This window comes from Cryobacterium suzukii, assembly GCF_004403185.1.
Classification (GTDB): Bacteria; Actinomycetota; Actinomycetes; order Actinomycetales; family Microbacteriaceae; genus Cryobacterium; species Cryobacterium suzukii.
Map to the genome: position 1 here is coordinate 68,380 of NZ_SOHJ01000014.1, position 25,460 is coordinate 93,839.

At 66.0% G+C, this 25,460-nt stretch carries 25 protein-coding genes; 10 read left to right on the forward strand and 15 right to left on the reverse strand.

Annotated features, from left to right (window positions below):
• Both E3T39_RS14120 and E3T39_RS14125 read left to right on the forward strand, forming a co-directional pair.
• Entirely contained in the window at positions 1-723 is a 723-nt protein-coding gene (locus E3T39_RS14120; RefSeq protein ID WP_134516404.1) for a uracil-DNA glycosylase, read from the forward strand.
• Positions 716-1,294 (forward strand): GNAT family N-acetyltransferase, encoded by a 579-nt coding sequence (locus E3T39_RS14125; RefSeq protein WP_174845141.1) that lies wholly within the window; start codon positions 716-718, stop codon positions 1,292-1,294. The genes E3T39_RS14120 and E3T39_RS14125 overlap by 8 nt, the downstream gene beginning before the upstream one ends.
• A 77-nt stretch (positions 1,295-1,371) precedes the next feature.
• Here the strand turns inward: E3T39_RS14125 and E3T39_RS14130 are convergent, their stop codons facing one another.
• Together E3T39_RS14130 and E3T39_RS14135 are read right to left on the reverse strand one after the other, a co-directional pair.
• Positions 1,372-2,025 (reverse strand): IMPACT family protein, encoded by a 654-nt coding sequence (locus tag E3T39_RS14130; protein WP_134516406.1) that lies wholly within the window; start codon positions 2,023-2,025, stop codon positions 1,372-1,374.
• 69 nt (positions 2,026-2,094) lie between these two features.
• Entirely contained in the window at positions 2,095-2,919 is an 825-nt protein-coding gene (locus E3T39_RS14135; protein WP_134516408.1) for an SDR family NAD(P)-dependent oxidoreductase, read from the reverse strand.
• A 77-nt stretch (positions 2,920-2,996) separates the two neighbouring features.
• Between E3T39_RS14135 and E3T39_RS14140 the strand changes: the two genes are divergently transcribed.
• Entirely contained in the window at positions 2,997-4,427 is a 1,431-nt protein-coding gene (locus E3T39_RS14140; RefSeq protein WP_134516410.1) for an amidase, read from the forward strand.
• Between the two features lie 18 nt (positions 4,428-4,445).
• On the opposite strand, the gene E3T39_RS14145 is transcribed toward E3T39_RS14140, so the two are convergent.
• The gene (locus E3T39_RS14145) at positions 4,446-6,503 is read right to left on the reverse strand and encodes an MMPL family transporter (RefSeq protein ID WP_134516412.1); all 2,058 of its coding nucleotides are present in this window, start codon (positions 6,501-6,503) and stop codon (positions 4,446-4,448) included.
• Between the two features lie 95 nt (positions 6,504-6,598).
• Here E3T39_RS14145 and E3T39_RS14150 point away from each other — a divergent pair, with 95 nt between their 5' ends.
• Both E3T39_RS14150 and E3T39_RS14155 read left to right on the forward strand, forming a co-directional pair.
• Positions 6,599-7,078, forward strand: coding sequence for a Fur family transcriptional regulator (locus E3T39_RS14150; RefSeq protein ID WP_134516414.1), 480 nt, complete (start codon positions 6,599-6,601; stop codon positions 7,076-7,078).
• A gap of 46 nt (positions 7,079-7,124) precedes the next feature.
• The gene (locus E3T39_RS14155; protein ID WP_134516416.1) at positions 7,125-8,615 is read left to right on the forward strand and encodes a catalase; all 1,491 of its coding nucleotides are present in this window, start codon (positions 7,125-7,127) and stop codon (positions 8,613-8,615) included.
• Positions 8,616-8,799: 184 nt separating this feature from the next.
• On the opposite strand, the gene E3T39_RS14160 is transcribed toward E3T39_RS14155, so the two are convergent.
• Complete coding sequence (locus tag E3T39_RS14160; RefSeq protein WP_134516418.1) at positions 8,800-9,159, reverse strand: Fe-S oxidoreductase; 360 nt, start codon at positions 9,157-9,159, stop codon at positions 8,800-8,802.
• A 3-nt stretch (positions 9,160-9,162) separates the two neighbouring features.
• The gene (locus E3T39_RS14165; protein WP_134516420.1) at positions 9,163-10,626 is read right to left on the reverse strand and encodes a dihydrolipoyl dehydrogenase family protein; all 1,464 of its coding nucleotides are present in this window, start codon (positions 10,624-10,626) and stop codon (positions 9,163-9,165) included.
• Between the two features lie 206 nt (positions 10,627-10,832).
• On the opposite strand from E3T39_RS14165, the gene E3T39_RS14170 reads away from it, so the two are divergent.
• The 3 genes from E3T39_RS14170 to E3T39_RS14180 are packed head-to-tail and all read left to right on the forward strand — an operon-like array spanning position 10,833 to position 13,343.
• A complete protein-coding gene (locus E3T39_RS14170; protein WP_134516422.1) occupies positions 10,833-11,822 on the forward strand; it encodes a diacylglycerol/lipid kinase family protein in 990 nt (329 codons plus the stop codon).
• Positions 11,819-12,637, forward strand: a complete 819-nt coding sequence (locus E3T39_RS14175; RefSeq protein ID WP_134516424.1) for an alpha/beta fold hydrolase — start codon at positions 11,819-11,821, stop codon at positions 12,635-12,637. Before E3T39_RS14170 ends, E3T39_RS14175 begins: the two co-directional genes overlap by 4 nt.
• Entirely contained in the window at positions 12,618-13,343 is a 726-nt protein-coding gene (locus E3T39_RS14180) for an esterase/lipase family protein (RefSeq protein ID WP_241979723.1), read from the forward strand. Before E3T39_RS14175 ends, E3T39_RS14180 begins: the two co-directional genes overlap by 20 nt.
• Positions 13,344-13,436: 93 nt before the next feature.
• On the opposite strand, the gene E3T39_RS14185 is transcribed toward E3T39_RS14180, so the two are convergent.
• From E3T39_RS14185 to E3T39_RS14195, 3 genes are all read right to left on the reverse strand, one after another.
• Positions 13,437-14,225, reverse strand: coding sequence for a crotonase/enoyl-CoA hydratase family protein (locus tag E3T39_RS14185; protein ID WP_134516426.1), 789 nt, complete (start codon positions 14,223-14,225; stop codon positions 13,437-13,439).
• 223 nt (positions 14,226-14,448) lie between these two features.
• Entirely contained in the window at positions 14,449-15,282 is an 834-nt protein-coding gene (locus tag E3T39_RS14190; protein WP_134516428.1) for an arginase family protein, read from the reverse strand.
• 154 nt (positions 15,283-15,436) lie between these two features.
• On the reverse strand, positions 15,437-16,168 hold the full coding sequence (locus tag E3T39_RS14195) for a PspA/IM30 family protein (RefSeq protein ID WP_134516430.1): 732 nt from the start codon (positions 16,166-16,168) through the stop codon (positions 15,437-15,439).
• A 235-nt stretch (positions 16,169-16,403) separates the two neighbouring features.
• Here E3T39_RS14195 and E3T39_RS14200 point away from each other — a divergent pair, with 235 nt between their 5' ends.
• Positions 16,404-17,159 carry a gamma-glutamyl-gamma-aminobutyrate hydrolase family protein gene (locus E3T39_RS14200; protein WP_134516432.1) on the forward strand — a complete coding sequence of 252 codons (756 nt, stop codon included), beginning with the start codon at positions 16,404-16,406 and terminating at the stop codon, positions 17,157-17,159.
• A gap of 36 nt (positions 17,160-17,195) precedes the next feature.
• Here E3T39_RS14200 and E3T39_RS14205 read toward each other — a convergent pair whose 3' ends face one another.
• The 3 genes from E3T39_RS14205 to E3T39_RS14215 form a co-directional block, all read right to left on the reverse strand.
• On the reverse strand, positions 17,196-18,446 hold the full coding sequence (locus E3T39_RS14205) for a trans-sulfuration enzyme family protein (RefSeq protein ID WP_134516434.1): 1,251 nt from the start codon (positions 18,444-18,446) through the stop codon (positions 17,196-17,198).
• Between the two features lie 442 nt (positions 18,447-18,888).
• Positions 18,889-19,089, reverse strand: coding sequence for a hypothetical protein (locus E3T39_RS14210; protein WP_134516436.1), 201 nt, complete (start codon positions 19,087-19,089; stop codon positions 18,889-18,891).
• A gap of 169 nt (positions 19,090-19,258) precedes the next feature.
• Entirely contained in the window at positions 19,259-21,130 is a 1,872-nt protein-coding gene (locus tag E3T39_RS14215; protein WP_134516438.1) for a gamma-glutamyltransferase family protein, read from the reverse strand.
• 204 nt (positions 21,131-21,334) lie between these two features.
• Between E3T39_RS14215 and E3T39_RS14220 the strand changes: the two genes are divergently transcribed.
• Positions 21,335-21,841, forward strand: a complete 507-nt coding sequence (locus E3T39_RS14220; RefSeq protein ID WP_134516440.1) for a hypothetical protein — start codon at positions 21,335-21,337, stop codon at positions 21,839-21,841.
• Positions 21,842-21,882: 41 nt separating this feature from the next.
• On the opposite strand, the gene E3T39_RS14225 is transcribed toward E3T39_RS14220, so the two are convergent.
• From E3T39_RS14225 to ptsP, 4 genes are all read right to left on the reverse strand, one after another.
• Positions 21,883-22,845 carry an FHA domain-containing protein gene (locus E3T39_RS14225; protein ID WP_134516442.1) on the reverse strand — a complete coding sequence of 321 codons (963 nt, stop codon included), beginning with the start codon at positions 22,843-22,845 and terminating at the stop codon, positions 21,883-21,885.
• A 40-nt stretch (positions 22,846-22,885) separates the two neighbouring features.
• Positions 22,886-23,158 carry a hypothetical protein gene (locus E3T39_RS14230; protein WP_241979724.1) on the reverse strand — a complete coding sequence of 91 codons (273 nt, stop codon included), beginning with the start codon at positions 23,156-23,158 and terminating at the stop codon, positions 22,886-22,888.
• A 140-nt stretch (positions 23,159-23,298) separates the two neighbouring features.
• Entirely contained in the window at positions 23,299-23,577 is a 279-nt protein-coding gene (locus E3T39_RS14235; RefSeq protein ID WP_134516444.1) for an HPr family phosphocarrier protein, read from the reverse strand.
• Between the two features lie 58 nt (positions 23,578-23,635).
• The gene (ptsP, locus tag E3T39_RS14240; RefSeq protein WP_134516446.1) at positions 23,636-25,402 is read right to left on the reverse strand and encodes a phosphoenolpyruvate--protein phosphotransferase; all 1,767 of its coding nucleotides are present in this window, start codon (positions 25,400-25,402) and stop codon (positions 23,636-23,638) included.
• Between the last annotated feature and the right edge of the window lie 58 nt (positions 25,403-25,460).

Consider the following 25,460-nt stretch of genomic DNA (forward strand, 5'->3'; position numbering starts at 1 on the left):
GTGAACCTCGATGCGCTCGCAGCGACCGGGCAGATCGACCCGGGCTGGGCGAGGGCGCTCGCTCCCGTGGCCGACGACCTGGCCCGGGTGGGCGATTTTCTGGCGAGCGAACGGGCGGCCGGCCATACGGTGTTGCCAGCGCCCGAGCACCTGCTGCGCGCTTTTCGGCAACCGTTCGATGCTGTGCGGGTGCTCATCGTCGGCCAGGACCCCTACCCCACGCCGGGGCATCCGATCGGTTTGGCCTTCGCCGTAAACGCCGACGTGCGGCCGGTGCCGCGCAGCCTTGGCAACATCTACACCGAGCTCGAGGCCGATTTGGGCTTGCCGCGGCCCGAGCACGGCAACCTCTCGGCGTGGTCCGATCAGGGGGTATTGCTGCTCAACCGCGTGCTCAGCGTCCGGGCCGGCGCAGCCGGATCGCATCGCCGCCGCGGCTGGGAAAGCGTGACCGACCAGGCGATCCGTGCACTGGTGCTGCGGCAGCATCCGCTCGTCGCCATTTTGTGGGGCAAGGATGCCGGCGCGCTTCGGCCGCTGCTCGGCGACACCCCCGTCATTGAATCGGCGCACCCGAGCCCCCTGTCCGCCCGTCGCGGCTTTTTCGGCTCCCGGCCGTTCAGCGGCGCCAACCGGCTGCTCACCGTGCAGGGGGCGGCACCGGTGCAGTGGGCTCTTCCGGTAATCTGGAATCAACCAGAAAGGGGAGTGCCCGGTGCTTGAGGAAGAATACGAGACTCGTCGTCGGCTGCCCCGCCACCTGCGGCCGGACGTGGCTCCCGAGACGCCATTCGAATACACGATGCGCGAGGTTCGAGCAACGGATCTGCCGCACATTCGCGAGATCTACAACTATTACGTCGCCAACAGCACCGTGACCTTTGACGAAGACGCGATGACGCTCGCCGAGTGGCGCGACAAGTTCTACTACCTGAACAAGCAGGGTATGCCGTTCATCGTTGCCGTCTCTCCGGCCGGTCAGATTCTCGGTTATGCCCTGGTCAGCCCGTGGAAGCAGAAGAAGGCCTTCCGATTCACGGTGGAGAATTCGATCTACCTCGGCGCGGCGTCGACGGGTAAAGGTCTCGGCCGCGAGCTGCTGGGCGAGCTGATCAAACGGTCTAAAGCGGCCGGTCTGAAGGAGATCATCGCCGTCATCGCCGACCAGGGAGCGGATGCCTCGATCAAGCTGCACCGCGATTTCGGCTTCGACGAGATCGGTCGCATGGGCAAGGTCGGGTTCAAGTTCGAGCGCTGGCTCGGCACGATTCTGCTGCAAAAAAGCCTGAAGTAGCTCTGCCGCGCCGGCTGCGAGTGCGGCCCCAGCGATCGTGCGCGCTAGCCGAGCGCTTCTGGACTTTTCGCCTTTGATTACCGTTCGACGTCGACCCATTCGTGGCCGAGGGCCTCCAGCTCCGCGGTTCCGGCCGTTACCTGGGCGACGATCGCGGTGAGCCGCGCCGCGTCGTCATCGGCAATCTTCAGCACCGCGTCGAGCCCATACTCCGTACCCAGGATGAGCACTCCGCGCTGGCGCAGCTCGGCCTCGATGCGACCGGCATCCGCGTGGGGCAGGGCGAGCGTGAACAATTCACGGCGTTCGCGCTCCACGACCAGTCCCAGGGACTGAGCCGCGTCGATCGCGGTCAGAACGGCCTCTGAGTACGCGCGCACCAGGCCGCCAGCACCGAGAAGGGTGCCACCGAAGTAGCGGGTGACGACGGCCACGCAGTCGACGAAACCTCGCCCGGACAGCGCCTCGAGCATGGGCCGCCCGGCGGTTCCCGACGGTTCGCCGTCGTCATTCGAACGACGCACCTGATCGGGAGCACCGGATGACCCGAGCACGAAGGCCGAGCAGTGGTGGCGAGCACCCCAGTGCGCCTTCCGTGCCTCATCGACCGCGGCGCGCGCGGCATCCTCTGTCTCCGTTCTGACCAGGCGACACAGAAATCTGGATCGCTTCACTTCGATCTCGGCGTCAACCCGGCTGCCGACGCCGCCGTGCAAAGTGAGATCGGCCATGCGTCCAGTCTCGCGCATCCGCGTGATCGGTGCCCGATCGGTCGGTATCTTCGCCAGGGGTCGAGTTTGTTACCGCGTGGCGCGTGGCGTGTTCATCCGCCCGACGGCGTTCAGCACGGCGCGCCTCGGATAAATGCTGGCCGCACGGGCGAGCAGCGCGTTGCGGGCGCCTACCAGCACGACCGACGGCGTCACCGAGCGGTCCAGGGCGGCGAAGGAGGCACGCATGACCTCGTCGACGGTCAATGGCCTGCCCTTCTTGCCGCCGCTGGTCTGGGCGATTTCGAAGAACTCGGTGTCGGCGGGGCCCGGGCAGATCGCGGTGACCTTGAGGCCGCTCGCGCGGGTCTCATAGCTGACCGCTTCGGTGTAGCTGAGCACGTAGGCCTTGGTCGCCCCGTAGACCGCCATGCGCGGCACCGGCTGGAACGCTGCCGTGCTCGCGAGATTTACGAGCGCCGCGGTGTGCGGATGCAGCGAGGCCGTCTCGACCAGATCGGGCAGGAAGGCATGGGTGAGCGCGGTCAGTGCGTGCACGTTGAGGGCGACCTGCTCCGCTTCCCGGGCCTGGTCGGAGTCGAGTACGGTTCCGAAGGTGCCGAAACCGGCGTTGTTGACGAGGGTGCCAATGGTGATCGCCCGCTCGCGGAGGTCGGAGACCAGCTCGGGGACGGCATCCGCTGTGGTGAGATCCAGCGGGATCACGGTGGAGACCGTGCCGTATTTCTCGGCCAGGTCGACCGCGAGCGCCTCCAGGCGGGCCTGCCTGCGGGCGACGAGCACGAGATCCGCGCCGCGCTGGGCAAGCTCGTGCGCGTATCCGACGCCGAGTCCGCTGGACGCTCCGGTGATGAGCGCGGTGGTGCCGATGGGATTGTACAAAGCGCTGGCCATGGCTTGAGGTTAGCCGTCCCGAACGTACATGACCAGAGATGGCCGGTCACCGGGCCGAGTCGAACTAGGCTCGGATCATGGCTGATCCACACGAATTAACCGCCCTGGAACAATGGCAGGCCCTGCAGCGGCGCGAGATCAGTCCGAGCGAGCTCACCGAGCACTACCTGGCCCGCATCGAAAAATTCAATCCAGCGCTCGGTGCCTTCGTGACCGTGACCGCGGATGCCGCCCGCGCCAGGGCCCGCCTGGTCGAGGAGCGGGTGCCCCGCACCGCGCCGCTCTGGGGCCTCCCCTTCGCCGACAAAGACCTACACCTGCGTGCGGGGGTTCACGCCGGGTTCGGGTCGCGCCTGTTCGCCGACTATCTGCCCGACCGGTCCGACGACCTGGTGCAGGCACTCGATGACGCCGGGGGAGTCAGCCTCGGCAAAACCAACACGCCCGAATTCGGGCTCGCCTCCTACACCGAAAGCCTGGCGTCACCGCCCGCCCGCACCCCGTGGAACCTCGCGCTCGGTGCCGGTGGATCCAGCGGCGGCGCCGCTGTCGCCGTCGCAGCGCGCTTGCTCCCGTTCGCGCCCGGCTCCGACGGCGGCGGGTCCATCCGCATTCCAGCGGCCGCCTGTGGCCTCGTCGGCCTCAAGCCCAGCCGCGGGCGTGTGCCGGCAGCCTCCGGCATCGACAAGCTCGGCGGCCTCCCTGTCGGTGGTCCACTCGCCCGCACTGTAGCGGATGCCGCTCTCCTGCTCGATGCCATGATCGCGCCCCGAGACGGTCACCCCGACCACTATTTCGCACTGCGGGCTCCCGGCGATGAGACGCCGCTGCTGGCCGCCGCCGTGCGCGGCGAAGGCCGGTTTCAGCTGGGCGTCATGACTACCTCGGCCTGGGACAACGACTACTCCATCGAAATCGCCCCCGAAGCGCGGGAGGCGCTCGACCTGGCCGTTGCCGGATTCGCCGCGCTGAACCACGGACTCGAAGAGACGGCGCTTGAGCCCGACTTGAGCTACGCGCCGGCTTTTCGCACCATCTGGCAGGCTGGCGCGGCGAGCATCCCGGCCGAGACCGAGGCCGAGATCGCCCTCCTGGAACCGTTGACCCAGTGGCTGCTTGCCCGGGGCCGAAGCCTCAGCGCCCGAGACCTCGCTGAGGCGCTCGCCGCGCTGACCGCATTCGAGCGTTCGTTTATTCACCAACTGTCGAAATTCGATGCCGTGCTGACCCCGGCCATGGCCCTGACCCCGCGGCCTGTCGGATGGTACGACGCGCACGATGCCGAGGAGAACTTCGCCCAGCAGGTGCAGTACACGCCGTTCACCTCGATGATCAACGTGAGCGGACTGCCGGCGATCGTGCTTCCGGTGCACCAGACCGAGAACGGCCTGCCGATGGGGGTGCAGCTCATTGGCCGGCCGGGCGGCGAGGCCACGCTGCTCGCGCTTGGCGCGCAGCTGGAGCGGCGCATCCGCTGGCAGGATCGGGTACCGCCAGAGCCGGCCTAGAGCGTCTGGCAGGGCCGGCTACTGACGCGTCGCCACCGGGTTGGACGGCCACCAGAACCGGTCATCGACCAGAAAAACCAGCGCCGGTACGAGCACGGTGCGCACGACCAGGGTGTCCAGCAACACACCGATGCAGACGATCACGCCGATCTGGGTGAGAGCAACGACGGGCAGCACCCCGAGCACGGCGAACACGGCCGCGATCAAAATTCCGGCGCTCGTGATCACGGCACCGGTCGAGGAGAGCGCCCGCACCATGCCCTCGCGGGTGCCGTAACGCCGCGCCTCTTCGCGGGCGCGCGTGGTCAGAAAGATATTGTAGTCCACACCGAGCGCCACCAGAAACAGGAACGCAAACAAAACGACGTTGGTGTCGAATGCGGCAAATCCGAGCAGATTCTGAAAGATCAGGTTGGAGGCGCCGAGGCTGGCGAAGAAGGTGGCGAGTACCGTCGCAATGAGCAGTATCGGTGCCACGAGCGAGCGTAGTAACAGCGCCAGAATCAGAAAGACGATGCCGAGGATCAACGGCAGTATTAGACCCTGATCGCGCTCGGCGCTGGTCCTCGTATCGAGGGCCGTGGCATCGCTGCCACCGACCAGCGATTGCGAAACGGCGCCGGGGGCATCCGCTAAATCGGTGCGCAGTGCGGCGATGGTCGCAAACGTTGTGTCGCTGCCCGGTTCACTGTCGAGCGTGACGTCGATGCGAGTCAGGCCGCCGGCGTTTTCGCCGGCCACCGCCGCAGAAACCCCCGGGGTGGTCAGAGCGACCGCCACTGTGTCAGCGGATGCCGCCTCCGGCGCCAACACAACGGTCTGGCTGGTCAGCCCCGCCGAAAACGACGCGTCCACGATGCGCTGTGCAACGACCGACTCCGGGTTGCCGAGCAGCTGGTCGGCCTGGGACAGCCCGACCGCGGCGCCGTTCAGCCCCAGTGCGAGAGCCCCGATCGCCAGAACGGAGACGACCGTGATGATCGCCGGGTGCTTGGACACGCCCCGGCCGAGCCGGGTCCAAAAACCGGCGCGCACCGGCGCGGCCTGAGCCTGCACGCGCGGAATGAACGGCCAGAACAGACCGCGCCCACACACCACGAGCGCCGCCGGCAGCACGAGCAGGGCGAACAGGATGGCGATGATCACGCCGATGGCGCACGCGATACCGAGGGCCCGGTTTCCGGCGAGTTCTGCGAACATCAAGGTGAGAAGGCTCAGCGCTACCGTGCCACCGCTGGCCGCGATGGCCGGGCCGGCGCTCGTCACCGCGGTGCGCATCGCGACGTTGCGATTCTCGGTGTGCAGCAGTTCTTCGCGGTAGCGCGCCACGAGCAGCAGGGCGTAGTTGGTACCGGCGCCGAACACGAGCACGGAGAGTATTCCCGAAATCGAGGCATCGAGGGCGAAACCGAGCGGTTCGGCCAGCGCGCCGGCGACCTTGCCGGCCAGGCCGTCGGCGAGGCCCACCACGACGAGCGGCACGATCCACAGCACCGGGCTGCGATAGGTAACGATGAGCAGCACCGCGACGACGATCACGGTCACCAGCAGCAGGCGAAAGTCGGCTCCGGCGAAGGCATTGGTGATGTCGGCCTGAAAACCCACCGGCCCGGTAACGTAGGCGGTCAGGCCGCCCGGTAGCGCGGTCGATGCCGTAGAGCGGATATCGGTGGCCGCCTTCTCAATATCGGCCGTCGCCGCGAGGGCCTCCAGCGGCATCACGCTCAGCGCCGCCTGGCCGTCGTCGCTGAACCGCGGCGTTGCGGCGCGCGGGGCGATCGATGCGGCACCGAGCTTCGCGGCCGCAGCGGTGATTGCCGTCTTGTCGGCCGCGGTCAGGTCGGCGCCGTCCCGGGACCAGACCACGATCGCGGCGGTCTGGTCGGCGGAGGGAAACGTGCTGAGCAGCTCGGTGACCCGGGCGGCTTGACTGCCTTCCGGCAACCCCGCGGCCGGAAAATCCGCGGAGTCATTGGCCGGAAGCACGGTGAACAGCAGTCCGACGGCCACGATTGTGCCGAGCAATACCGCCCAGGCGGTGCGTTTGCCGGAGATGAAGCGGGTGATCGCAAGCACTGTTCCTCCCAGAATGTCACTGATCGCTATCCTAGCTAGCTACACGATTACGGAATTGTTTTGAGTTACTCAAAACAAAATGCTAGGGTCAAAACATGACGACACCCAACCTGAGCGGCGGCGCGGGCCTGCACCCGGCCGCGGCCGACGCCGGGTTGCTTGCGGGCGGCATCCGCTCGGCTGGACTCAAGGTGACAGCGCCACGTCTGGCCGTGCTGAGGGCCCTCACCGACAGGCCGCATGCGACCGCCGATGCCCTGTTTGGCGCGGTGCGCGCAGACCTGCCGGGCACATCACTCCAAGCGGTCTATGGCGTGCTGGCCTCGTTCACCACCGCCGGGCTCGTACGCAAGATCGAACCCGCCGGCTCGCCCGCGCTGTTTGAACGCCGGGTTGGTGACAACCACCACCACATCGTCTGCACCGGCTGCGGCGTAGTCCACGACGTGGACTGCGCCGTCGGTCATGCTCCCTGCCTCACCCCAGCGGATGCGCTCGGCTTTGACGTGCGCGCCGCCGAGGTTATCTACTGGGGCCTCTGCGCACAGTGCCAAGCCGAAACCGCTCTACCCTAACTTTCTCCGTCAACGTCGCGTTGCTGATCCACACTCAAGGAGCACTATGACTATCAAGCCCACTACCGACCAGACGGGAACGCCCGTCGCCAGCGACGCGCACTCCCTCACCGTCGGCGCCGACGGCGTCACCGCACTGCACGACCGTTACCTGGTCGAGAAGCTCGCCCAGTTCAACCGCGAGCGCATCCCGGAGCGCATCGTGCACGCCAAGGGCGGCGGAGCGCACGGCGAATTCGTCGTCACCGGCGATGTCTCGAAGTACACGCGCGCGGCCGTTTTCCAGCCGGGCACCGTCACCCCGACCCTGCAGCGTTTTTCGAGCGTGGCCGGTGAACAGGGCAGTCCGGACACCTGGCGCGACGTGCGCGGCTTCTCGGTCAAGTTCTACACGACCGAGGGCAACTATGACATCGTCGGTAACAACACGCCGGTGTTCTTCATTCGCGACGGCATCAAGTTTCCCGACTTCATCCACTCGCAGAAGCGTCTGCCGGGCACGGGCCTGCGCGACGACACCATGCAGTGGGACTTCTGGACCCTCTCCCCGGAGTCAGCTCACCAGGTCACCTACGTCATGGGCGACCGTGGTCTGCCGACTTCGTGGCGCACAATGCCCGGCTTCGGCTCGCACACCTACCAGTGGATCAACGCTCTCGGCGAGCGCTTCTGGGTGAAGTACCACTTCGAATCCAACCAGGGCAACATCGAGATGGAAGGGTCAGAGGCCGAGCTCATTGCCGGAGCGGATGCCGACTACTACCGTCGCGACCTGTCCAACGCCATTGCCGCCGGCAACTTCCCGTCCTGGAACGTCTCCGTGCAGGTCATGCCGTACGAGCAGGCCAAGACGTACCGGTTCAACCCGTTCGACGTGACCAAGGTCTGGCCGCACGCTGATTTCCCGCTGATCCCGGTCGGCACCCACACCCTCAACCGCAACCCGGAGAATTTCTTCGCCGAGATCGAGCAGGCGGCGTTCTCGCCGGCCAACCTCGTTCCGGGTATCGCGGCGAGCCCCGACAAAATGCTCATGGCGCGCATCTTCTCTTATCCGGACGCCCAGCGCTACCGCGTCGGCACGAACTACGCGCAGCTGCCGATCAACGCTCCCAAGAGCCCGGTCAACAACTACTCGCAGGATGGCGCGCAGCGTCACTACTTCAACGCGCCGACCGAACCGAACTACGCGCCCAACTCCCTCGGCGGGCCGGTCGCCGACCCCGCCGCTGCTGGCGAGGGTTCCTGGGAGAACGACGGCGAGCTGCTGCGCTCCGCCGCGACCCTGCGCAGCGACGACAGCGATTTCGGCCAGGCCGGAACGCTCTACCGCGAGGTCTATGACGACGCCGCCAAGGCGCGGTTCCTCGACACCATCACCGGTGCCATCAGCGGAGTGACCCGTCCAGAGGTGACCGAGCGGGCCATTTGGTACTGGACCAGCGTTGACGCCGACCTCGGTGCCAAGCTGCGCGCGAACCTCGCCGTTTTCGCCGAGGCTGCAGCGGTCGACGCCGCGTACGTCGCCGGCCAGTAGTAGCACCCGCACGAACAGAAACCGCCCGGCCTGTTGCAGGCCGGGCGGTTTTGTGTGGTCTTCCGCTCGCGAGGGGTCACAAATCGACCGTTCGCGGGGTATTGCGGGTCGATCTGCGACCCCGTCACGCGGCGGATGGCTCTGGTCCCGAGACCTGGCCGCCGCGGCGCAGGCAGCCGCTGTCCTAATGCAGGTAGCCGCCCTTTTCCAGGCCGGCCTCGATTTCAAAACGATTCTTCAACGGATTGCGCCCGGCGACCGCGTACAGCAGCGGAAAGACCATGCCGAACCGTTGCCACTGGCGTTTGTGCACGGCTTCATGCTCCAGGACAGCGGCGGTGACGTTCTGGTTGGTGAGGTAGCAGCCGCCAACGCAGGAGCCGCCGCGACCGAAGGTCCACGGTGGCATGCCGCGAAACACGAACAAGCCTGCCCTCTTCTCGACCCGCCCAGTACTCCAAATCGATCCCCAGACCAGTCCGAACGCGGTGGCGTAAAGGTAGCCCGCCCGGCTGACCGATGAATCAAAGAGAATGCGACGCATGCCTTACCGTGCAGCCTCGGTGGTGAACCCCGGGCGTCCATAGGCTTCGAGCAGGCGCAGCCACACCTCGCTCAGCGTCGGGTAGCTCGGCACTGCGTGCCACAAACGGTTGATGGGAACTTCGCCGACAATCGCGACCGTGGCCGAGTGCAGCAGCTCAGCGACGTCCTGGCCAACAAAGGTGACGCCGAGGAGAACCTCCCGGTCGAGATCGACGATCGCCCGGGCCTTGCCGACGTAGCCGACCGCGAGTACCGAGGCTCCGCCCAGGTTGGCGAGGTCATAATCCAGTATGCGGATGCGATACCCCGCCTTCACGGCGGACGCGGCGGTCAGTCCCACCGAGGCAACCTCCGGGTCGGTAAAGGTCACCTGCGGAACGGCGGCGTGGTCGGCCGTCGCCACGTGCGCGCCCCACGGCGCATCATCGACAGGGGTGCCGGCCGCGCGGGTCACGATGGCGTCGCCGGCCGCGCGGGCCTGGTATTTGCCCTGGTGTGTGAGGAGTGCTCGGTGGTTGACGTCGCCGGTGGCATAGAGCCAGTCGCCGGTCAGCGCGGGGGAGTCGCCCTGTATGAGCAGCGTGTCGTCGACGACGAGCCAGTCGCCCGTGTCGAGGCCGACCGTGTCGAGGCCGAGGTCGTGGGTGCGCGCGGTGCGACCGATGGCCACGAGAACCTCGTCGGCTGCGACGGTGGTGCCGTCATCGAGCGTGAGCGTGACTGTACCGTTTTCATCGCGGTGCGCTTTCGTGGTGGACGGGCCGACGAGCACGGTCACCCCATTCTCCTTGAGTGCGGCGGTGATGAGTTCGCCGGCGAAGGGTTCCTGCCCGCCGAGCAGCGGGCTGCGGGCAATCACGGTCACCGTCGAGCCGAGCGAGGCGTAGGCGGCGGCCATCTCGGCGGCGACGACGCCGCCGCCGATCACGGCGAGGCGTTCCGGAATCTGCTGGGCGCTCGTCGCATCGCGGCTGGTCCACGGCTCGATCTCTTTGAGCCCGTCAATGTCGGGCAGCAACGCCGCCGACCCAGTGCTGACGACCACCGCGTGGGTGGCGGTCAAAACGGTCACCGCGCCATCCGCTGCGGTCACGGTGACCTCTTTAGCGCCCGTGAGGCGGGCATGGCCACGCACGAGGCCGATACCGGCCGACTCCAGCCATTTTGCCTGGCCGTCGTCCTTCCAGTTGCTGGCAATGGAGTCGCGTTGCTTCAGGGCCGCCCGCACGTCGATGCTTCCGGTGACGGCTTCGGCGGCGCCCGGAACCCGGCGGGCCGCGGCGAGGGCGGCGCCGCTGCGTAGCAGCGCTTTCGACGGCATGCAGGCCCAATACGAACACTCGCCGCCGACCAGATCGCTCTCGACGACGACCGTGCGAAGTCCGCCCTGGGCTGTTCGGTCGGCAACGTTCTCCCCGACGGCGCCGCCGCCGATGACGATGACGTCGTAGATCTGACTCGACATTGAATCTCCTTGATTCGGGGCATACCGGCCTGGCGACGAAGAACTGGTCTCGGCTGCTCGGGCTGGTGGTCGCTGGGCCGGGACGCGGAGAGCTTGGATCAGAGCAGCCTACCCTGACGTTCTTACTCGGTGTGGGAGTTTGTTTGGGACGACGATGCCTGCCGCAAACTCTTCAAATGCGATTCAAAGCCCGCTAATGTATCTGCATGTCAGCCCAACCGATATCTCCCGATGCGCAACGCCGGCGCGCTGCTGTCGTGTACAACCCAATCAAGGTCGATTTGGATGCGTTGAAGGCTATCGTCGCGCAGGCGGAAGCGGAAAACGACTGGGATCAGACCATCTGGCTTTCAACGAGCGAGGATGATCCAGGGCAGGGTCGCGCGGCGGAAGCGCTCGAGTCGGGCGCTGCGGTAGTGATCGTTGCCGGCGGCGATGGCACGGTTCGCGCCGTCGCCGAGGGGCTCAAGGACGGATCCATCCCCATGGCGCTGATTCCGTCTGGAACGGGAAACCTTCTGGCCCGAAATCTCGACCTCAGTCTGGATGACGCCGAACTCTCCGTGCGCACCGCCTTCACCGGCGTCGACCGTAAGATCGACCTGGGCCTGATCGAGATCACGCGTGCAGACCGGGCCAAGACGAGTCACGTATTCCTCGTCATGGCCGGGCTGGGACTGGACGCGAAAATGCTGGCGAACACCGATGACGACCTGAAGAAGAAGGCCGGTTGGCTGGCCTACGTAACGGCTCTCGCCACGACCCTGCGCGACAAACATGAGTTGAGGTTTCGGTACTCCCTCAATCGTGGCCCTTTTCGTGCCACCCGGGCGCACACCATTATCATCGCCAATTGCGGATCCCTCCCCTCGAACATCGTGCTGCTGCCCGACGCTGCAGTCGACGACGGGCAGTTCGACATCGCGCTGCTTCGCCCGGAGGGATTCGTGGGCTGGGTGCAAATTTTCGTCAAGGTCATTTGGGAAAACGGAGTCCTCCGCCGGACGAAGGTCGGTCGGGCCCTCATGACCAAAGAAATCAGCGCTCTGCGTTATGTGCGCGCTGAAGAACTCAGTGTTCGCCTCGAACGAGCGGAACAGATCGAACTAGACGGCGACGGTTTTGGGGAAGCGATGGGGTTCGACGTCGAGGTGCTGCCGGCCGGCCTAACCATTAAGTTCCCACCGACCGCATGACGACTCCGGTATCCCCGCAGCCGCTGGGCCTCGGGGCGGATCTCCCACGACTGGCCCCGAAGACCCGTCGGATACGAATTGACGGTTACGAATTCGGCGTTCAGTATTCACCGGGACCGTCAGCAGCGGTCACCGCGCCCGTGTTCGTGATCGTGCACGGCATTGGAACCTCACACCGGTATTCCGTTCCACTGCACCGCGCAATCGCCACCAGGCATGGCACCTATTCGTTGGATCTGCCCGGGTTTGGCGGGATGAGTACACCGCGACACCGATTACGGGTCGAAAACTATGCGGTCCTGCTCGGCACCCTCCTGGACACGCTCGGCGTGACGAGCTGCGTGATCATCGGCCATTCGATGGGGGCCCAATTCGTCACCGAACTGGCCGTGCAACGGCCCGAGCTGGTCTCGCAGGTCGTGCTGATCGGGCCGGTTACCGACGCCCATCGTCGAACTGCCGTTGCGCAGGCCGTCGACCTGTACCGCGACACGCTCAAAGAGCCCGTGCGCGCCAATCTGTTGGTCTTCGGCGACTACGCGCGCTGCGGCACGCGGTGGTACACCAAAACGCTCAGCGCCATGCTCGCCTATGCGACCGATGAGCACATTGCGCGCGTGGCCGCGCCCGTGCTCGTCATCCGGGGAAGCGACGACCCTATAGCGCGACGCGGCTGGTGCAATAGCCTCGTGCACAATTCTCTTGACGGGCGTCTCGTTGAAATACCGGGGCACCGTCACCTCGTTCACTACAGTGCTGCCGATCGGGTCGCGGACCACATCGTGGAGTTCGCGGGTGTCGGCGCGCGCCCGTGAAATGACCGTCGGCATCCGTGATGTGCAGTGGTGGGTTCGGGACTACGCCTACGCCGCCACGCGGCAGGTGCGCGCGCTCACATCGCGCGCTCGCCCCGACGGGTTTAAGACCGGCGACCAGTGTCCGGTCGTGATCATCCCTGGAATCTATGAAACGTGGAAGTTTCTCCAGCCGCTGATTACCCGGGTGCACGATGCCGGCCACCCCGTATACGTCGTCGACAAGCTGGCCTGGAATATCGCATCCGTGCCCGACGCCGCTCGGCACGTCGCTGACCTTATCGCCGAGCAGCGTTTGACGGGCGTTGTCCTGCTCGCGCACAGCAAGGGCGGCCTCATCGGAAAATTTGTGATGATCGGGCACGACGCCGACTCGCGCATTGCAGGAATGATCGCAGTAGCTGTCCCCTTCTCCGGTTCGAGCTATGCAAAATATATGCTTCCGCCGAGCCTCCGCTCCTTTGCGGCGAGCAACGAACACATCACCGGCCTGAATGAGAACACCGTAACCAACGCCAGAATTGCCTCCATCTTTGCTCGGTTCGACCCGCATATTCCGGAGGGAAGTACTTTAGCCGGTGCGAGAAACATCCAGATCGACACCGGTGGGCACTTTCGTCTCCTCGCGGATGTGCGGGTGGTCGATGTCGTTATGACGGTGTTGGCCGGTTTCGGTCACCCCCACGACCTCACCAGCGCCGAATGACGACCTCGCTAAGGCTCCGGGCCCACCTTATGACCGCGGCGCCAGTTTGTAAGCTGGGCCAGGGCCCGTTCCAGACGTAATGGGGCGTGGGCGCTAGCGGCCGAGGAACACGGCAGGGGTTCGGGTTAGGAACGACTGCATTCCGATGCGGGAGTCCTCGGTCGCCACCAGGCGCGCGAGAGCCGGCTGCAGCGTTGCTTCAGCGGATGCCGGACCGCTCCGCTGGGCCAGACGCGCGTTGGCCAGGGTGGCTTGGATGGCGAGCGGGGCCTGGGCGGCGATCTTCTCGGCGAGCTCGAGCGCGCGGTCGAACTGGGAGCCGTCCGGCACGATTTCCTGCACGAGTCCCAGGCGGCGCGCCTCGGCGGCATCAAACAGGTCGCCGGTGAGCAGCCAGCGCATGGCGTTGCCCCAGCCGGCCGCACGCGGAAATCGAATCGTCGCACCCCCGAACGGCAGAATTCCCCTGGCGACTTCGATCTGACCGAACCGGGTCGATTCGGCGGCGACCACGATATCGCTCGCGAGCATCAGCTCGATGCCGAGGGTGAGGCAGGTGCCCTGCACAGCGATGACGACCGGTTTGCTGAGGGATTGGCCATCCACTTGCCATGGGTTGATGCCGCCCTCCGGCACCATTTCGAGCCCGTTCGGGCCGAGCCGTGGGCCAATATCGGCGAGGTCGAGTCCGGCTGTGAAGTGCTCCCCGACCGCGTAGACCAGGCCGACGCGCAGCTCGGGGTCGCGGTCGAGCTCACCGTAGGCGAGCGCGAGCTGCTGCAGCAGCGAGAAATCGGCGGCATTGCGTTTCTCGGGCCGGTTAAACCCGATCAGCAGAATATGGCCGCGACGCTCGGTGAGAATGCGGGGCTGGTCGGTCATGGGGTCCTCCATTGGCTGGGGTGAATTCATGTATTTCTGGCCGGACTAGTTGCCCGTGTGATCCCGCGCACGTACATAACTCCTGCGATTCGCGTGGGAGTCCCGGGGAGTTGCCCGGAATGACGCGGGTGTGTTGCTGACCAGCCGGAAATTGCAGGAGTTATGCGGCATCTACGGCGTTCCCCGCTGACTCAGTCCGGTCACCTGGCCAGCCCACGCCGGATCAGCGCGTCAGCGCGCCGATGATGCGCAGAATGCTCGGCAGGTCGTCGGCCGCCGCCGCCGGGGAGGCGGGCGCGAACCCGGTGATGGTCGCGCCGGCGAGGGTGAAGTTGGCGCGCAGGGCGGTGATCGCGCCGCCGAGGTCGGCCACGCTCAGCCCGAACGGAATGAGATCGCTGAGGCCATCCAGCGCCGACGGATCGAGCACGTCGAGGTCGATGTGCACGAAAACGTGGGTGGCGCCGATTGCAGCAACCGCAGCGATGAGCGCAGCCGGGTCGGCCAGCTCGGAGCACGACACGCTCACCAGGCCGCGCTCGTTCAGCAGTACGTCTTCGGCGTCGTCGACGTCACGAATGCCGGCCAGAACGACGTTCTGCAGCTGCACGCTGCTCGCGGCGGCCAGGTCGAGCTCGGCCGGCCCCTCGCCGCTGATCGCGCGCAAGACCATGCCGCAAAACCCGCCAGACGGCGAGGATCCTGGCGTGTGCAGGTCGGGGTGGGCGTCAAACCAAACGACGGCCAAATCGCCCGGATGCGTGCGCGCCGCGTGTTCCACCGCGGCCAGCGCAATGCCGCAGTCACCACCGATCGAGAGTGCCCAGTCGGTGGTGTCCTTCAAGACCCTGGTGTGGCGCTCGCGCACCACCTGAATCGCCGAGAACCGGTGCACCCCGGTATCGAGCGCATCACCGGCCTCGACCGGCACATCGACCAGGCGCGTGGCCGAGAAGGGGAGGTCGCCCTGAATGGCCGCCGCCCCGTCGACCAAACGCATTGCGCGCGGAGAAATTGAACCCTGCCACTGCGGCACTACAACGAAGGTGGGAGCCATACCTCAGTATGGCGCAGTGACCGGGCAGGTCAGCATCCGCTTCGCCAGCAGCGAATTTCTTGCAGTCGGTGACGGAGCGGATGCTCGAAAGCTCACTGGACGAATTTGTCGGGTGTCACCGGGTCCTGACCAGTCAAAGTCGTCGACTCAGCCATTATCTTTCGATGGCGGCGGTGTTGCCGGCTTTCAGAGCGGCGAGGCGGGCATCCACTTCGGTGAGTTCGCCGAGGTCGTCGAGGCTTTCGAACTGGGCATCGAGGCTGGATGCGGCGAGTTCCTGAGCGCCGCGCACGCGGGCTTCCTCGCGACGGATCTTGTCTTCGAAGCGATTGACCTCGCTCGTGGGGTCCATCATATCGATGCTCTTGACGGCGTCCATCACCTGCGCCTGGGCCTTGGCGGTCTTGGAGCGCGCGATCAGTTCAGCGCGCTTATTGGTCAGCTGCACCAGCTTCTCTTTCATGGCGTTCAGGCCGGTCTTGAGCTGGTTGACGATGGCGGTCTGAGCCTGAATCTGCGGCTCGGCGGACTTCGCTTCTTTTTCGGAGGTGAGCTGCCGCCCCAGCGCGACCTTGGCGAGGTTGTCGAACTTGTCGGCGTCGGCAGCATTGCCGACCATCCGCAGCTCGTCGGCCTTACGGCTCGCAGCGAGGGCCTTGTCGCCCCACTCCACGGCGGCTTCCTGGTCTTCGCGGTGGTCGTCTTCGAGCAGCCGCAGGTTGCCGATGGTCTCGGCGATCGCGCTCTCAGCATCGGAGATGCTGCTCGAGAAATCACGCACCATCTGGTCGAGCATTTTGGCCGGGTCTTCCGCCGAGTCCAGGATGGCGTTGATGTTCGCCTTCGCGAGCTGGGAGATACGGCCGAAGATGGACTGCTTGGTCATTCGGAGGTCCTTTCACAGAGAGTGACCCTGGCCGAGGGATTCCGCCAGGAAAGTGCGTGTCTATTGCAAAGTTTAGGGTGACCGGCGGACCCGAGTCTGGGAACCTCCAAAATCGGACCTGAGCGATGTTGCCCCGTGTTACAGGACCGCTCGCACACTACGCGCGTGCCGCCCAAAATGGAACGAACGCGGCCGTGATACGGCACAGCGCAATCGACACCGACGGGAGCCCCGCATGAACGAAGAATTCACGAACCGCATGCTCGTCGTCGTCGAGGTCACGACCGCGCGTCCCGACCGGCCCGCGTACCACGCCAAGGTGCAGGTGCTCAACTCTCGCGTCGTCGCTGAGGCCAAAACAGCCGGCTGGTCTGTCACCCGCGTCGCAGCCGCCGACGTCACGCCCGCCGACCTGTCGCGCCTAACAGCGGATGCCGACGCCCTCGTGATCGTCGGCGGCGAAGATATCACCCCCAGCTATTACGGCGGCACAACCGGCTACGAGGGCGAGACGGCACACTTTGCCATCGCCGACGAGGGCCAGATAGCCCTCGTACAACGTGCCTTCGCCCTCGGGACCCCGCTGCTGGGCATTTGCCGCGGCCTGCAAATCATCAACGTCGCCCTCGGCGGCACCCTCGTGCAGCACATCGACGACGGTATCCACAAGAACGTCGACGTGTCGATCGACCAGATCCTCTCTACCCACGACGTCACACTGGCCACCGGCAGCACCCTCGCGTCGAGCCTTGGCCGGGTTGATATCTCGGTGCAGAGCGCCCACCACCAGATTGTCGACCGCCTGGGCGCTGGACTGGTGGCCGCCGCCCACGCCCCCGACGGTCTGATCGAAGCCCTCGAACACGACAGCGCGCCGATCGTTGGGGTGCAGTGGCACCCCGAAGCGCCCGATTCCCCGGCCGATCAGCTCGCCCTGCTCCTGGCCGGCCTGGCCGCTGCGCACGACTCCCGCACGCGGGTTGAGGCCTAAATCACGAGCGCCCTCGCCGCCTAGCCCCGAGTCCGGCTAGAGAACGGCGGCGTCAAAGGTGGCATCGAGGGCCGCCGCGAGATCTGCCACCAGGTCAATGGTGTCTTCGAGGCCCACCGAGAAGCGAAGGTGCCCGAACTCGCGGAACGTCGCAGGGTAGGCAGCAACGCGCGGCCCGGAGTTATCGACGTGCACGATGAGCGACTCATCGTGCCCGAGCGATACGGCCGAGGTGATCACGCGCAGGTTCGCGACAAACCGGTTCTGCGCCGCCTTGTCTCCATTGACGGCGAAGGCGAGCACCCCGCCGAAACCGTTCGGTAGCTGCCGCAGGGCCACACCGTGCTGCGGATGCGAGGCCAACCCCGGGTAGGCGACGTACGCGACCCGCGGGTCGGCCTCGAGAAAGCGGGCGATGGCTAGTGCGGACTCGCAGTGCTGCCGGATGCGCAGCGGGAGCGTAACCGAGCCGCGCATGATCAGCCAGGCGTTGAACGGGCTGATCACACCGCCCACGTCGACCATCGCGTCACTTTTGATCCGGCGAATCAGCGCCGCGCTGCCGATGACGGCGCCACCCATCGCGTCGCCGTGCCCGTTGATGTACTTCGTCAACGAGTGCACGACGAGGTCGGCTTCGTGCTCGAGGGGGCGAAACAGCGGCGGCGGCGTGAACGTGTTGTCGATAGACAGCAGGGCGCCAGCCTCGTGCGCGATACGGGCGACGCCCGCGACATCCGTCACCGCGGTCGTGGGGTTACCGACCGTCTCAATGTGAATCAGGCGCGTCGTAGAGCGGATGGCGGCCCGCACCGCAGCCAGATCCGTCGCGTCCACAAAGGTGGCCTCGATTCCGTATTTGTTCGGCAAAAGCTCGGTGAAGAGCCGATAGGAGGCCTCGTAGGTGACGTTGGCGACGACGACGTGGTCGCCGGTCTTGAGCAGTGTGAAGAACACGGCGTGCAGGGCGGCGACACCGCTGGCCAGGACCACGGCGTCTTCGCCGCGCTCGAGCACGGCGAGCTTGTGCTGCAGGCCCTGCTGATTTGTGCCGGTGTTGCGGGTGTAGAGGCCGGGTGTCGCGCCCGACCAGCTCATCGTTGACGGGTCGTCGGGCAGAGCGTAGGAGTTGGCCATCACGATCGGTGTGCGCAGCGCCCCTGACCCGACATCGATCGCGTTGCCCGCGTGGACCGACTGGGTCTGAAAGCCCAGCGTGGCCGGATCGTGCTTGTTCGGCCGCGGTGCAGGGTTCGAGGCGGGAGTCGGTTCGGTGAGAGAGGTCATTCCTCCACGCTAGACCCGCCGCAGCATCCAACATTGAACGTTACGCCGGGGGTGATCGCTGGGGTACGACAACGAAAAAGCCCCGGCACTTCTCGCCTGGGGGGAGGTGAGAAATATGCCGGGGCCAATCGTTGGAGTGGGGGAACTCCGTATGCAAGCGTACGGGGGATGGCCTGAGAAGAGGCTGATAAAAATGAAAACCGGAGTCTACCCCCTGTTGCGTAACGGGCACCTCCCGGTCGGTCGGTTTGTTATGCATCCGTTGTAACCGCGGTTCGACCGAGGCCTCGTACTCGGGCCGCGCGTTGGATGGTCGGGCCGCGTTAAACCAGACGGGGCGGTGCCGTCCCTGCAACTCGGGGGGCGCCGCCTCGTCTGGTGACCGATGGCGTCAGCTTCTGGGGTTAGCCGATGGCATCGATCGATGGGTCAAGAAGTCGGGTCAGGCGGCCTGGTGTTTGTCGGCGCCAACCTCGGTCGTGGAGTGCGTCCAGGCGAGCAGCTCCGCCTGCGCGCGGCGACGGCTCGCGGCAGTCTGTTTGGGGGGTACCGGAACGTTCATTCGGGAGCCGGGGCAGTCCTTCGCCGAGTCGGCCAGCGAGTGATAGGTCGCAAACCGCGTATCCGACGTGATCCACACCATTTGCTGGCATTCTGGGCACTCTGTCTGCAACATTTTCACGATTGTCCGTCCCATCGCCGACTCAGGTAATCGGTTCGATAGCTTCAATCTAGTGGGGATAGACAAGTCAATGTCCTCCCCATTCGTGGGGACAGAAAAATACCCGAAACGGTGGTATTTTGCTGCAGGGTTAGCGACCGGCCGCGTATCCCTGGGCCCCGCGTGCGTTCGCCGCCGCTTGCAGCAGCCCGCTCTGCGGGTCGCGGGTGACCGCTGAAATGCGACCGAGCGCCCAGTCGCCGGCCCGGGTGACCCGGTGGCCGCGCACTTCCAGCTCGGCGATGACTGTCTCGCCGAGGCGATCTTCGACTACGGCGCCGCCGGGTTCCCAGGTGCGAGGCCAGAACGACCCCGGAAACGAGGTGCTGTGAAAGGCGGGCGCATCGATCGCCTGCTGCGGCGTGTACCCGCCGACGATCGTGCGCAGCAGATACAGCAACTGCCATTGGTCCTGCTGGTCGCCGCCGGGGGACCCGAGCGCCGTCACCGCCTGCCCGTCCTTCAGTACGAGGGTTGGGGTGAGGGTCGTGCGCGGGCGCTTACCGCCGGTCAGCGCCGACGGCGCGCCGGGCTCGAGCCAGGTCATCTGCAGGCGTGAACCGAGACAGAACCCCAACTCGGGAATGGTCGGGGATGACTGCAGCCAGCCGCCAGACGGAGTCGCCGAGACCATGTTGCCCCAGCGATCGACGACGTCGATGTGGCAGGTGTCGCCGCGCATTTCACCGGTCGAGAGGGCTTCGGGCTCAGCTTCGGTGCGGGCCGGTGCGGCGACCGTCGGTTCGCCGACCGCAGCGGATGCCTCCGCACCCTGCTTCGTCAGTGCCTCGGTCGTGTACTCGGTGCGCAGCACCGGGTAGTACGGGGTGTGGCCGGGTACGACGCCAGGGCGAAACTCGTGCGAGGCGGCCTCTGTGATGAGCGCTCGACGGGTGGCCGCGTAGTCGGCCGACAGGAGGTAACCCAGCGGTACGGTGTCAAGCGGTACCCCTGCGTCGCCGTAGTAGGCCTCCCGGTCGGCGATCGCCAACTTCTGGGCCTCCAGGATGGTGTGCACGCCGAGTGCGGTCGACGGGTCGAGCTCGGCGTCGCTGAACCCCTCCAGGATCGTCAGGGTCTGGAGCAACGCCGGTCCTTGCCCCCAGGCGCCGGTTTTGGCGATCGTGTGGCCGCGAAAAACGACCGTTGTGGCGTCCTCGATGCTCGCTTCGAAACCGGACAGGTCGGCCAGGGTCATGACGCCGGCATGGTCTGTGCCGGAAGAATGCCGGTGCGGAGTCTGCCCGAAGTCGACGATGGCACGGGCCACGAACCCGTCCCGCCACTCCCGTCGGGCCGCGTCGATGTGCCCCTCCCTGGTCGCGACGGCCGCTGTGGCGCTGGCCGCGAGCAGGCGCTCGAGACTCCTCGCCCAGGCTTCATTGGTCACAAGGTCACCGGCTGCGGGCAGGTGGCCATTCGGCATCCACTGTGCTGCCGAGGTGGGCCAGTGCTCGGCGAACAGGGCTGCGACCGAGCTGATCGTGGCGACGACCCGCCCCAGAATAGGATGCCCGTCGCGGGCGTAGCCCAGGGCGAACGCGAGCACCTCTGGCAGCTCCCAGGTACCGAAGTCGCGCAGCAGTACGAGCCAGGCGTCGACCGCGCCGGGAACGGCCGCTGCGAGCGCCCCCGATCCGGGAACGAGGTCGAGGCCCTCTGACCGATAGTGGTCGATGGTGGCTGCCTGTGGGGCCGGGCCCTGCCCCATCAGCACGCGCGGAACATCCGGTTCACTGGCTGTCACGAAGACGCCGGTCATATCGCCGCCGGGTCCGTTCAGGTGGGGTTCCACGATGTGCAGAACGAAGGCGCCGGCCACGGCCGCATCGAAGGCGTTGCCGCCCCGTTCGAGCACGGCCTGGGAGCAGGCCGTCGCGAGCCAATGCGTGGAGGCGGTCATTCCGAATGTTCCCTGCAGTGTCGGACGGGTGGTGAAGACGTTCGGCGGGGTATAGGTCACCCGTCTACCTTTGCACGAGAGCTGCGCTGGCCGCTGACGAGCGGATGCCGACGGCCGGATACTTCGAATTATTTGCGTCGAAGCAGGTCGATTCGTGCAATGATCAGGCCACTAACTGCGCGCTCAGGTCGCAGATCTCCGGCGATTGTGGGCGAGCGTAACCGGCACGGCACGGAGCAAACTCGACACCGGGAGAGACGCACCATGAACTTTGACTGGGAATTCAACGGATTGCCGTTGCACGTGCTCATCGTGCACGCGGTCGTGATCGTGGTTCCGCTGGCAGCCCTGTGCGCGGTGCTCACCGCGTTCTGGCCGGCCGCTCGTCGGCGCCTCGGCATCGTGACGCCGCTCGCGGCCCTTGCCGCGCTGGTTTTGGTTCCGTTAGCGGTGCAGGCGGGCGAGTGGCTGCAATCACGCCTCGTCAACGTCACCCCGCTGCTCGGTGCCCACACGTCGCTCGGTCGCACCCTGCTGCCATGGGTGATCGCCCTGTTCCTCGTGGCCGTTTTGCAGTGGGTCTGGTATCGCTATCTTGTCGGTGAAGGCGGCCGCTTCGCATCCGCTTCGCCGACCCGCACCGGGCGTCTGGTGGGCATCATCATTCTCGACCTAGCCGTTGTGGTCAGCGCGATCGGCGCTGTGGTGACGGTGGCGCTCATCGGAGAATCGGGATCACGCGCGGTCTGGACCGGTCTCTTCACGTCGTAGGGTGCCGCACCGAAGTACGGCACCCCGCTCTCGCCTGCTGGTCAGGCGCGACGCCTGGGCGGCTGAGGCTTTTGCACGGCCAGTTCGCCGCCCACTCGTCCGCCGAACGGACGGCCGTGGTCGGCGAACTCCTCGCGAAAGTAGCCCATTCGCCACGGGCCCATTTCGAGTCGTGAACCGGTGCGCAAAATCTGCCCGTCGCCGATGCTCCGACCGTCGTCGGACGGTCGAGAGCTACCCGCGACGTCACCGGTGGCAAACAGACGATACTCGTCATTGTCATCGTGGCGAATCTCGGCGTGCAATGGTTTCAATCCCGGCAATTGCAGGTCAGCCTCGGCCGAGGAACCGATCGTTGTGGTGCCCGGCAGCAGATTGAATTCCCGGGGCATCTGCCCGTTCCAGTTCTCTGAACCGACGACGAAAATGAGGCGAGGACGCCCGCTTCCTGGCGTGTAGTGGGTCGTCGTGACACGGCGGCGACTGCGCCGGTCGAAGGTCGGAGCGAGCGGGAATACGGTTGACGGCGGAAGCGGAATTGCCACGGGCATTCGCGACTGTCCGCGCACCCGCGCTTGCACCAGCGGGCCCAAAGCGGTTCGAGAGCCAAGTGTGATGTGCGGCGACCGCGTCACGAGACGTTGCGTGACGGATGCCTGCACGTCGCCCAGACGCGCGATCAGTCCGACCGGCCCGGTGATGGAGACGGTCAGACCTCGACTGGCCAACTCGGACGCGAGCGCGCGCAGCGGTTCCAGATTAAGTGCTCGGCCCTGCACGAACATTTCGGGGTTGCTCGTAAAGACGGTGATCTCCGTACCATCGGCGGTCACCGTGCCGTGCATGGAATCCTCTGCCCCGAACGAATCACCGAATGCTGAACCGGTCGAATCCGTATCAGGGTCAGCTTTCGATGCGCCGACTGCGCCGGTGGGCTCTACCAGGGAGAAGTCGATATCGATGTTCAGCTTGACGCGGGAAGGTGTCGGTTTGACGTACGGCACTTTCGAGTTCCCGGTTGGGGAGCCCGCTTGGGCGTTCACGCTAGTTCCGAAGAGGGTCGGAGCCGACTGACTTCTCGTCGCTCGTCGTGACCCGCAGGGTCCCGTTGAATTTCCACACTGCGCGCGGGGCGTCGGGGCCGATGTCGCGGGGAACCTCGACGACCATATCAACGAAGCTGTAGTTGATAGCGGCGCCCTTGCCCGTGAGGTACGACCACATTTCCTGGCCAAGGTCGGTCCAGTCTTTGATGGTGTGCTCCGCGTTGTCAGGGGAGCTTTCGACATTACCCAGGTACGTCTGTCGTTCGGTCACGGTAGTTTCCTTTTCGCTCGCAGGGAGAATGTTGCCGGTTGCGGTAGGTGCGCCGGTCACGAGGACGAACCTCGAGATTTACCTAGCCTAGCTACCTAGTTGTGCAACGTAAAGGATTCCACGCAAATGGGGAACGGGTATTATTCGGCGTCGAGGTCGGTCTCGAGAATCTTGACGAGGGAGTCGAGAGCCTCGTCGGCGCCGTCGCCCTCGGCTCGCAGCACCACGGTGTCGCCGTTGGAGGCGCCGAGGCTCATGATCGAAAGAATGCTCGAGGCATCCATGGCGTCGTCGGCCGGTTCGCCGGCCATGGCGATGGTGACCTCGATGGGCAGCTCGCCTACGGCAGCGACAAAAATACCGGCCGGGCGTGCATGCAGGCCGACGCGACTGGCAATGACGGCGGTTCGTTCAGACATGGGGTCCTCCTGGGTAGGCGTGTGAAAAAGTTGGTGCGATGAAACGGGGTGCGACGGGTTAGAGACCCAGCGTATTAAGTATGGGTAGTTTCTCGCGAACCAAACGACGGGCATCCGTTGCCGAGTGCGCCGTCAGGGCCAGCTTGGCGAGCTGCTGCGCCTCCGGGAGTGTCACGCTGGCCAGTACCGCGGCGACGGCTGAAAGCGCCCGCGCTGTCATGGACAGTGTTGCCACGCCGAGTCCGACGAGCACGACCGCCAGAGCGGGATCGGCCGCGGCCTCGCCGCAGACACCGACCGGTTTGTCGTGGCCCTCGTCGTGCGACCCGTTCACGGTTAGACGAACCAGCTGCAGAACGGCCGGCTGCCACGGCGTGTTGAGCGCGGCGAGCGGGCCGAGCTGGCGGTCGGCGGCCATGGCGTACTGGGTGAGGTCGTTGGTGCCCAGACTCACGAAATCGACGTGCTCGAGAATACTCGCAGCGGTCAGCGCGGCCGAGGGAACTTCGACCATGACGCCGGGTGTAGCGAGGCCGGCAGCACTGCAGAGTGAGGCAAAGTGCTCGGCCTCCTCCGCTGTGGAGATCATGGGGGCCATCACCCACACGTGCGCTTCGGTGCCCTCAGCGGCCTGAGCGATAGCGGAGAGCTGACGCTCGAGCACGCCGGGCGAGGTGAAATCGGTGCGGTAGCCGCGCACGCCGAGGGCCGGGTTTGGCTCGGAGGCATCCGTCAGAAACGGCAGCGGCTTGTCGGCGCCGGCATCGAGGGTGCGCACGACGACCTTTTTGCCGGGAAAAGCATCGAACACCCCGCGGTAAGCCTCCACCTGTTCAGCGATGGACGGCTCGGTGTCGCGTTCCAGAAAACAAAACTCAGTACGCAGCAGTCCAACGCCCTCTGCACCGGCTGCCGCGGCCTTATCCGCATCCCTCGCGCCGCCGACATTGGAGAGCAGCGGAACCAGATGGCCGTCCTTTAGCCGCCCGGTGCCGTCGAACACGGCCAGGGCTGCGCTGCTCGTCTCCCAAGCCTTGGCGAGGGCGACCTCGTCGGCGCCGGGATCGACCAGAATGGTGCCGGCAGCCCCGTCGACGAAGATGCGGGTGCCATCGGCGAGGGCGCCGACCCCCACAGCGGCGACCACGGCGGGCAGCCCGAGCGCACGGGCGATGATAGCGGTGTGGGACTGCGGTCCGCCGCTCGAGGTGACGAGGGCGATCACCTTCGCTGGGTCGAGGGTAGCGGTGTCGGCCGGTGCGAGGTCCTCGGCGACCAGAATGAACGGGGTATCAGAATAGGGAATGCCGGGGGCAGGGACGCCGCGCAGTTCGGCGACGATGCGCCCGCGCACGTCGAGCACATCGGTCGCTCGCTCGGCCATGTAGCCCCCGAGATTGTGCAGCATCTCGGCCACCGACGCCGCCGCGTCCCAAATGGCCCGCTCCGGCGAGGCGCCGTTGGTGATGAGCTTGACGGCGGCCTTGACGAGCATGGGGTCGTTCGCCATCAGAGCCGTCGCCTCCAGCACCTCCCGGCCGGCACCCGAGGCAGAGATTGAACGGTCGGTGAGGTCGGTCTGCACGGCTTTCGCTGCGGTGCGTAGGGCAGCGGATGCCTCCTCCGACGACGTTCCCTCGGCCAGCCGCTCGCCCACGGCGGGTTCGCGCACGGCTGCCGGCATCAGGAGAACGGGGCCGATGATGCGGCCAGGACTGACTCCGATTCCGGCGAAGGTGCGGCCGATTTCGGTCGCGTCTGCAGGTGCCCGACTCGCATCGGCACTATTGGAAAGCGTCTGCACGATCGTCCTCGATTTCTTCATCCCCAGCATTCGGCTGGCGTTGCTGTACTGCGTGGCGTTATGTTCGGGCAGTTGCTGC

Bases quoted from the DNA above. Each gene is read 5' to 3' on its own strand.
- E3T39_RS14210 (WP_134516436.1), bottom strand. From the start codon at position 19,089: ATGGTGTGGATCACGTCGGATACGCGGTTTGCGACCTATCACTCGCTG.
- E3T39_RS14155 (WP_134516416.1), top strand. From the start codon at position 7,125: ATGACTATCAAGCCCACTACCGACCAGACGGGAACGCCCGTCGCCAGC.
- E3T39_RS14235 (WP_134516444.1), bottom strand. From the start codon at position 23,577: ATGTCTGAACGAACCGCCGTCATTGCCAGTCGCGTCGGCCTGCATGCA.
- E3T39_RS14220 (WP_134516440.1), top strand. From the start codon at position 21,335: ATGAACTTTGACTGGGAATTCAACGGATTGCCGTTGCACGTGCTCATC.
- E3T39_RS14165 (WP_134516420.1), bottom strand. From the start codon at position 10,626: ATGTCGAGTCAGATCTACGACGTCATCGTCATCGGCGGCGGCGCCGTC.
- E3T39_RS14200 (WP_134516432.1), top strand. From the start codon at position 16,404: ATGAACGAAGAATTCACGAACCGCATGCTCGTCGTCGTCGAGGTCACG.
- E3T39_RS14135 (WP_134516408.1), bottom strand. From the start codon at position 2,919: ATGGCCAGCGCTTTGTACAATCCCATCGGCACCACCGCGCTCATCACC.
- E3T39_RS14175 (WP_134516424.1), top strand. From the start codon at position 11,819: ATGACGACTCCGGTATCCCCGCAGCCGCTGGGCCTCGGGGCGGATCTC.
- ptsP (WP_134516446.1), bottom strand. From the start codon at position 25,402: ATGAAGAAATCGAGGACGATCGTGCAGACGCTTTCCAATAGTGCCGAT.
- E3T39_RS14160 (WP_134516418.1), bottom strand. From the start codon at position 9,159: ATGCGTCGCATTCTCTTTGATTCATCGGTCAGCCGGGCGGGCTACCTT.
- E3T39_RS14195 (WP_134516430.1), bottom strand. From the start codon at position 16,168: ATGACCAAGCAGTCCATCTTCGGCCGTATCTCCCAGCTCGCGAAGGCG.
- E3T39_RS14170 (WP_134516422.1), top strand. From the start codon at position 10,833: ATGTCAGCCCAACCGATATCTCCCGATGCGCAACGCCGGCGCGCTGCT.
- E3T39_RS14130 (WP_134516406.1), bottom strand. From the start codon at position 2,025: ATGGCCGATCTCACTTTGCACGGCGGCGTCGGCAGCCGGGTTGACGCC.
- E3T39_RS14205 (WP_134516434.1), bottom strand. From the start codon at position 18,446: ATGACCTCTCTCACCGAACCGACTCCCGCCTCGAACCCTGCACCGCGG.
- E3T39_RS14140 (WP_134516410.1), top strand. From the start codon at position 2,997: ATGGCTGATCCACACGAATTAACCGCCCTGGAACAATGGCAGGCCCTG.
- E3T39_RS14185 (WP_134516426.1), bottom strand. From the start codon at position 14,225: ATGACCGACCAGCCCCGCATTCTCACCGAGCGTCGCGGCCATATTCTG.
- E3T39_RS14150 (WP_134516414.1), top strand. From the start codon at position 6,599: ATGACGACACCCAACCTGAGCGGCGGCGCGGGCCTGCACCCGGCCGCG.
- E3T39_RS14190 (WP_134516428.1), bottom strand. From the start codon at position 15,282: ATGGCTCCCACCTTCGTTGTAGTGCCGCAGTGGCAGGGTTCAATTTCT.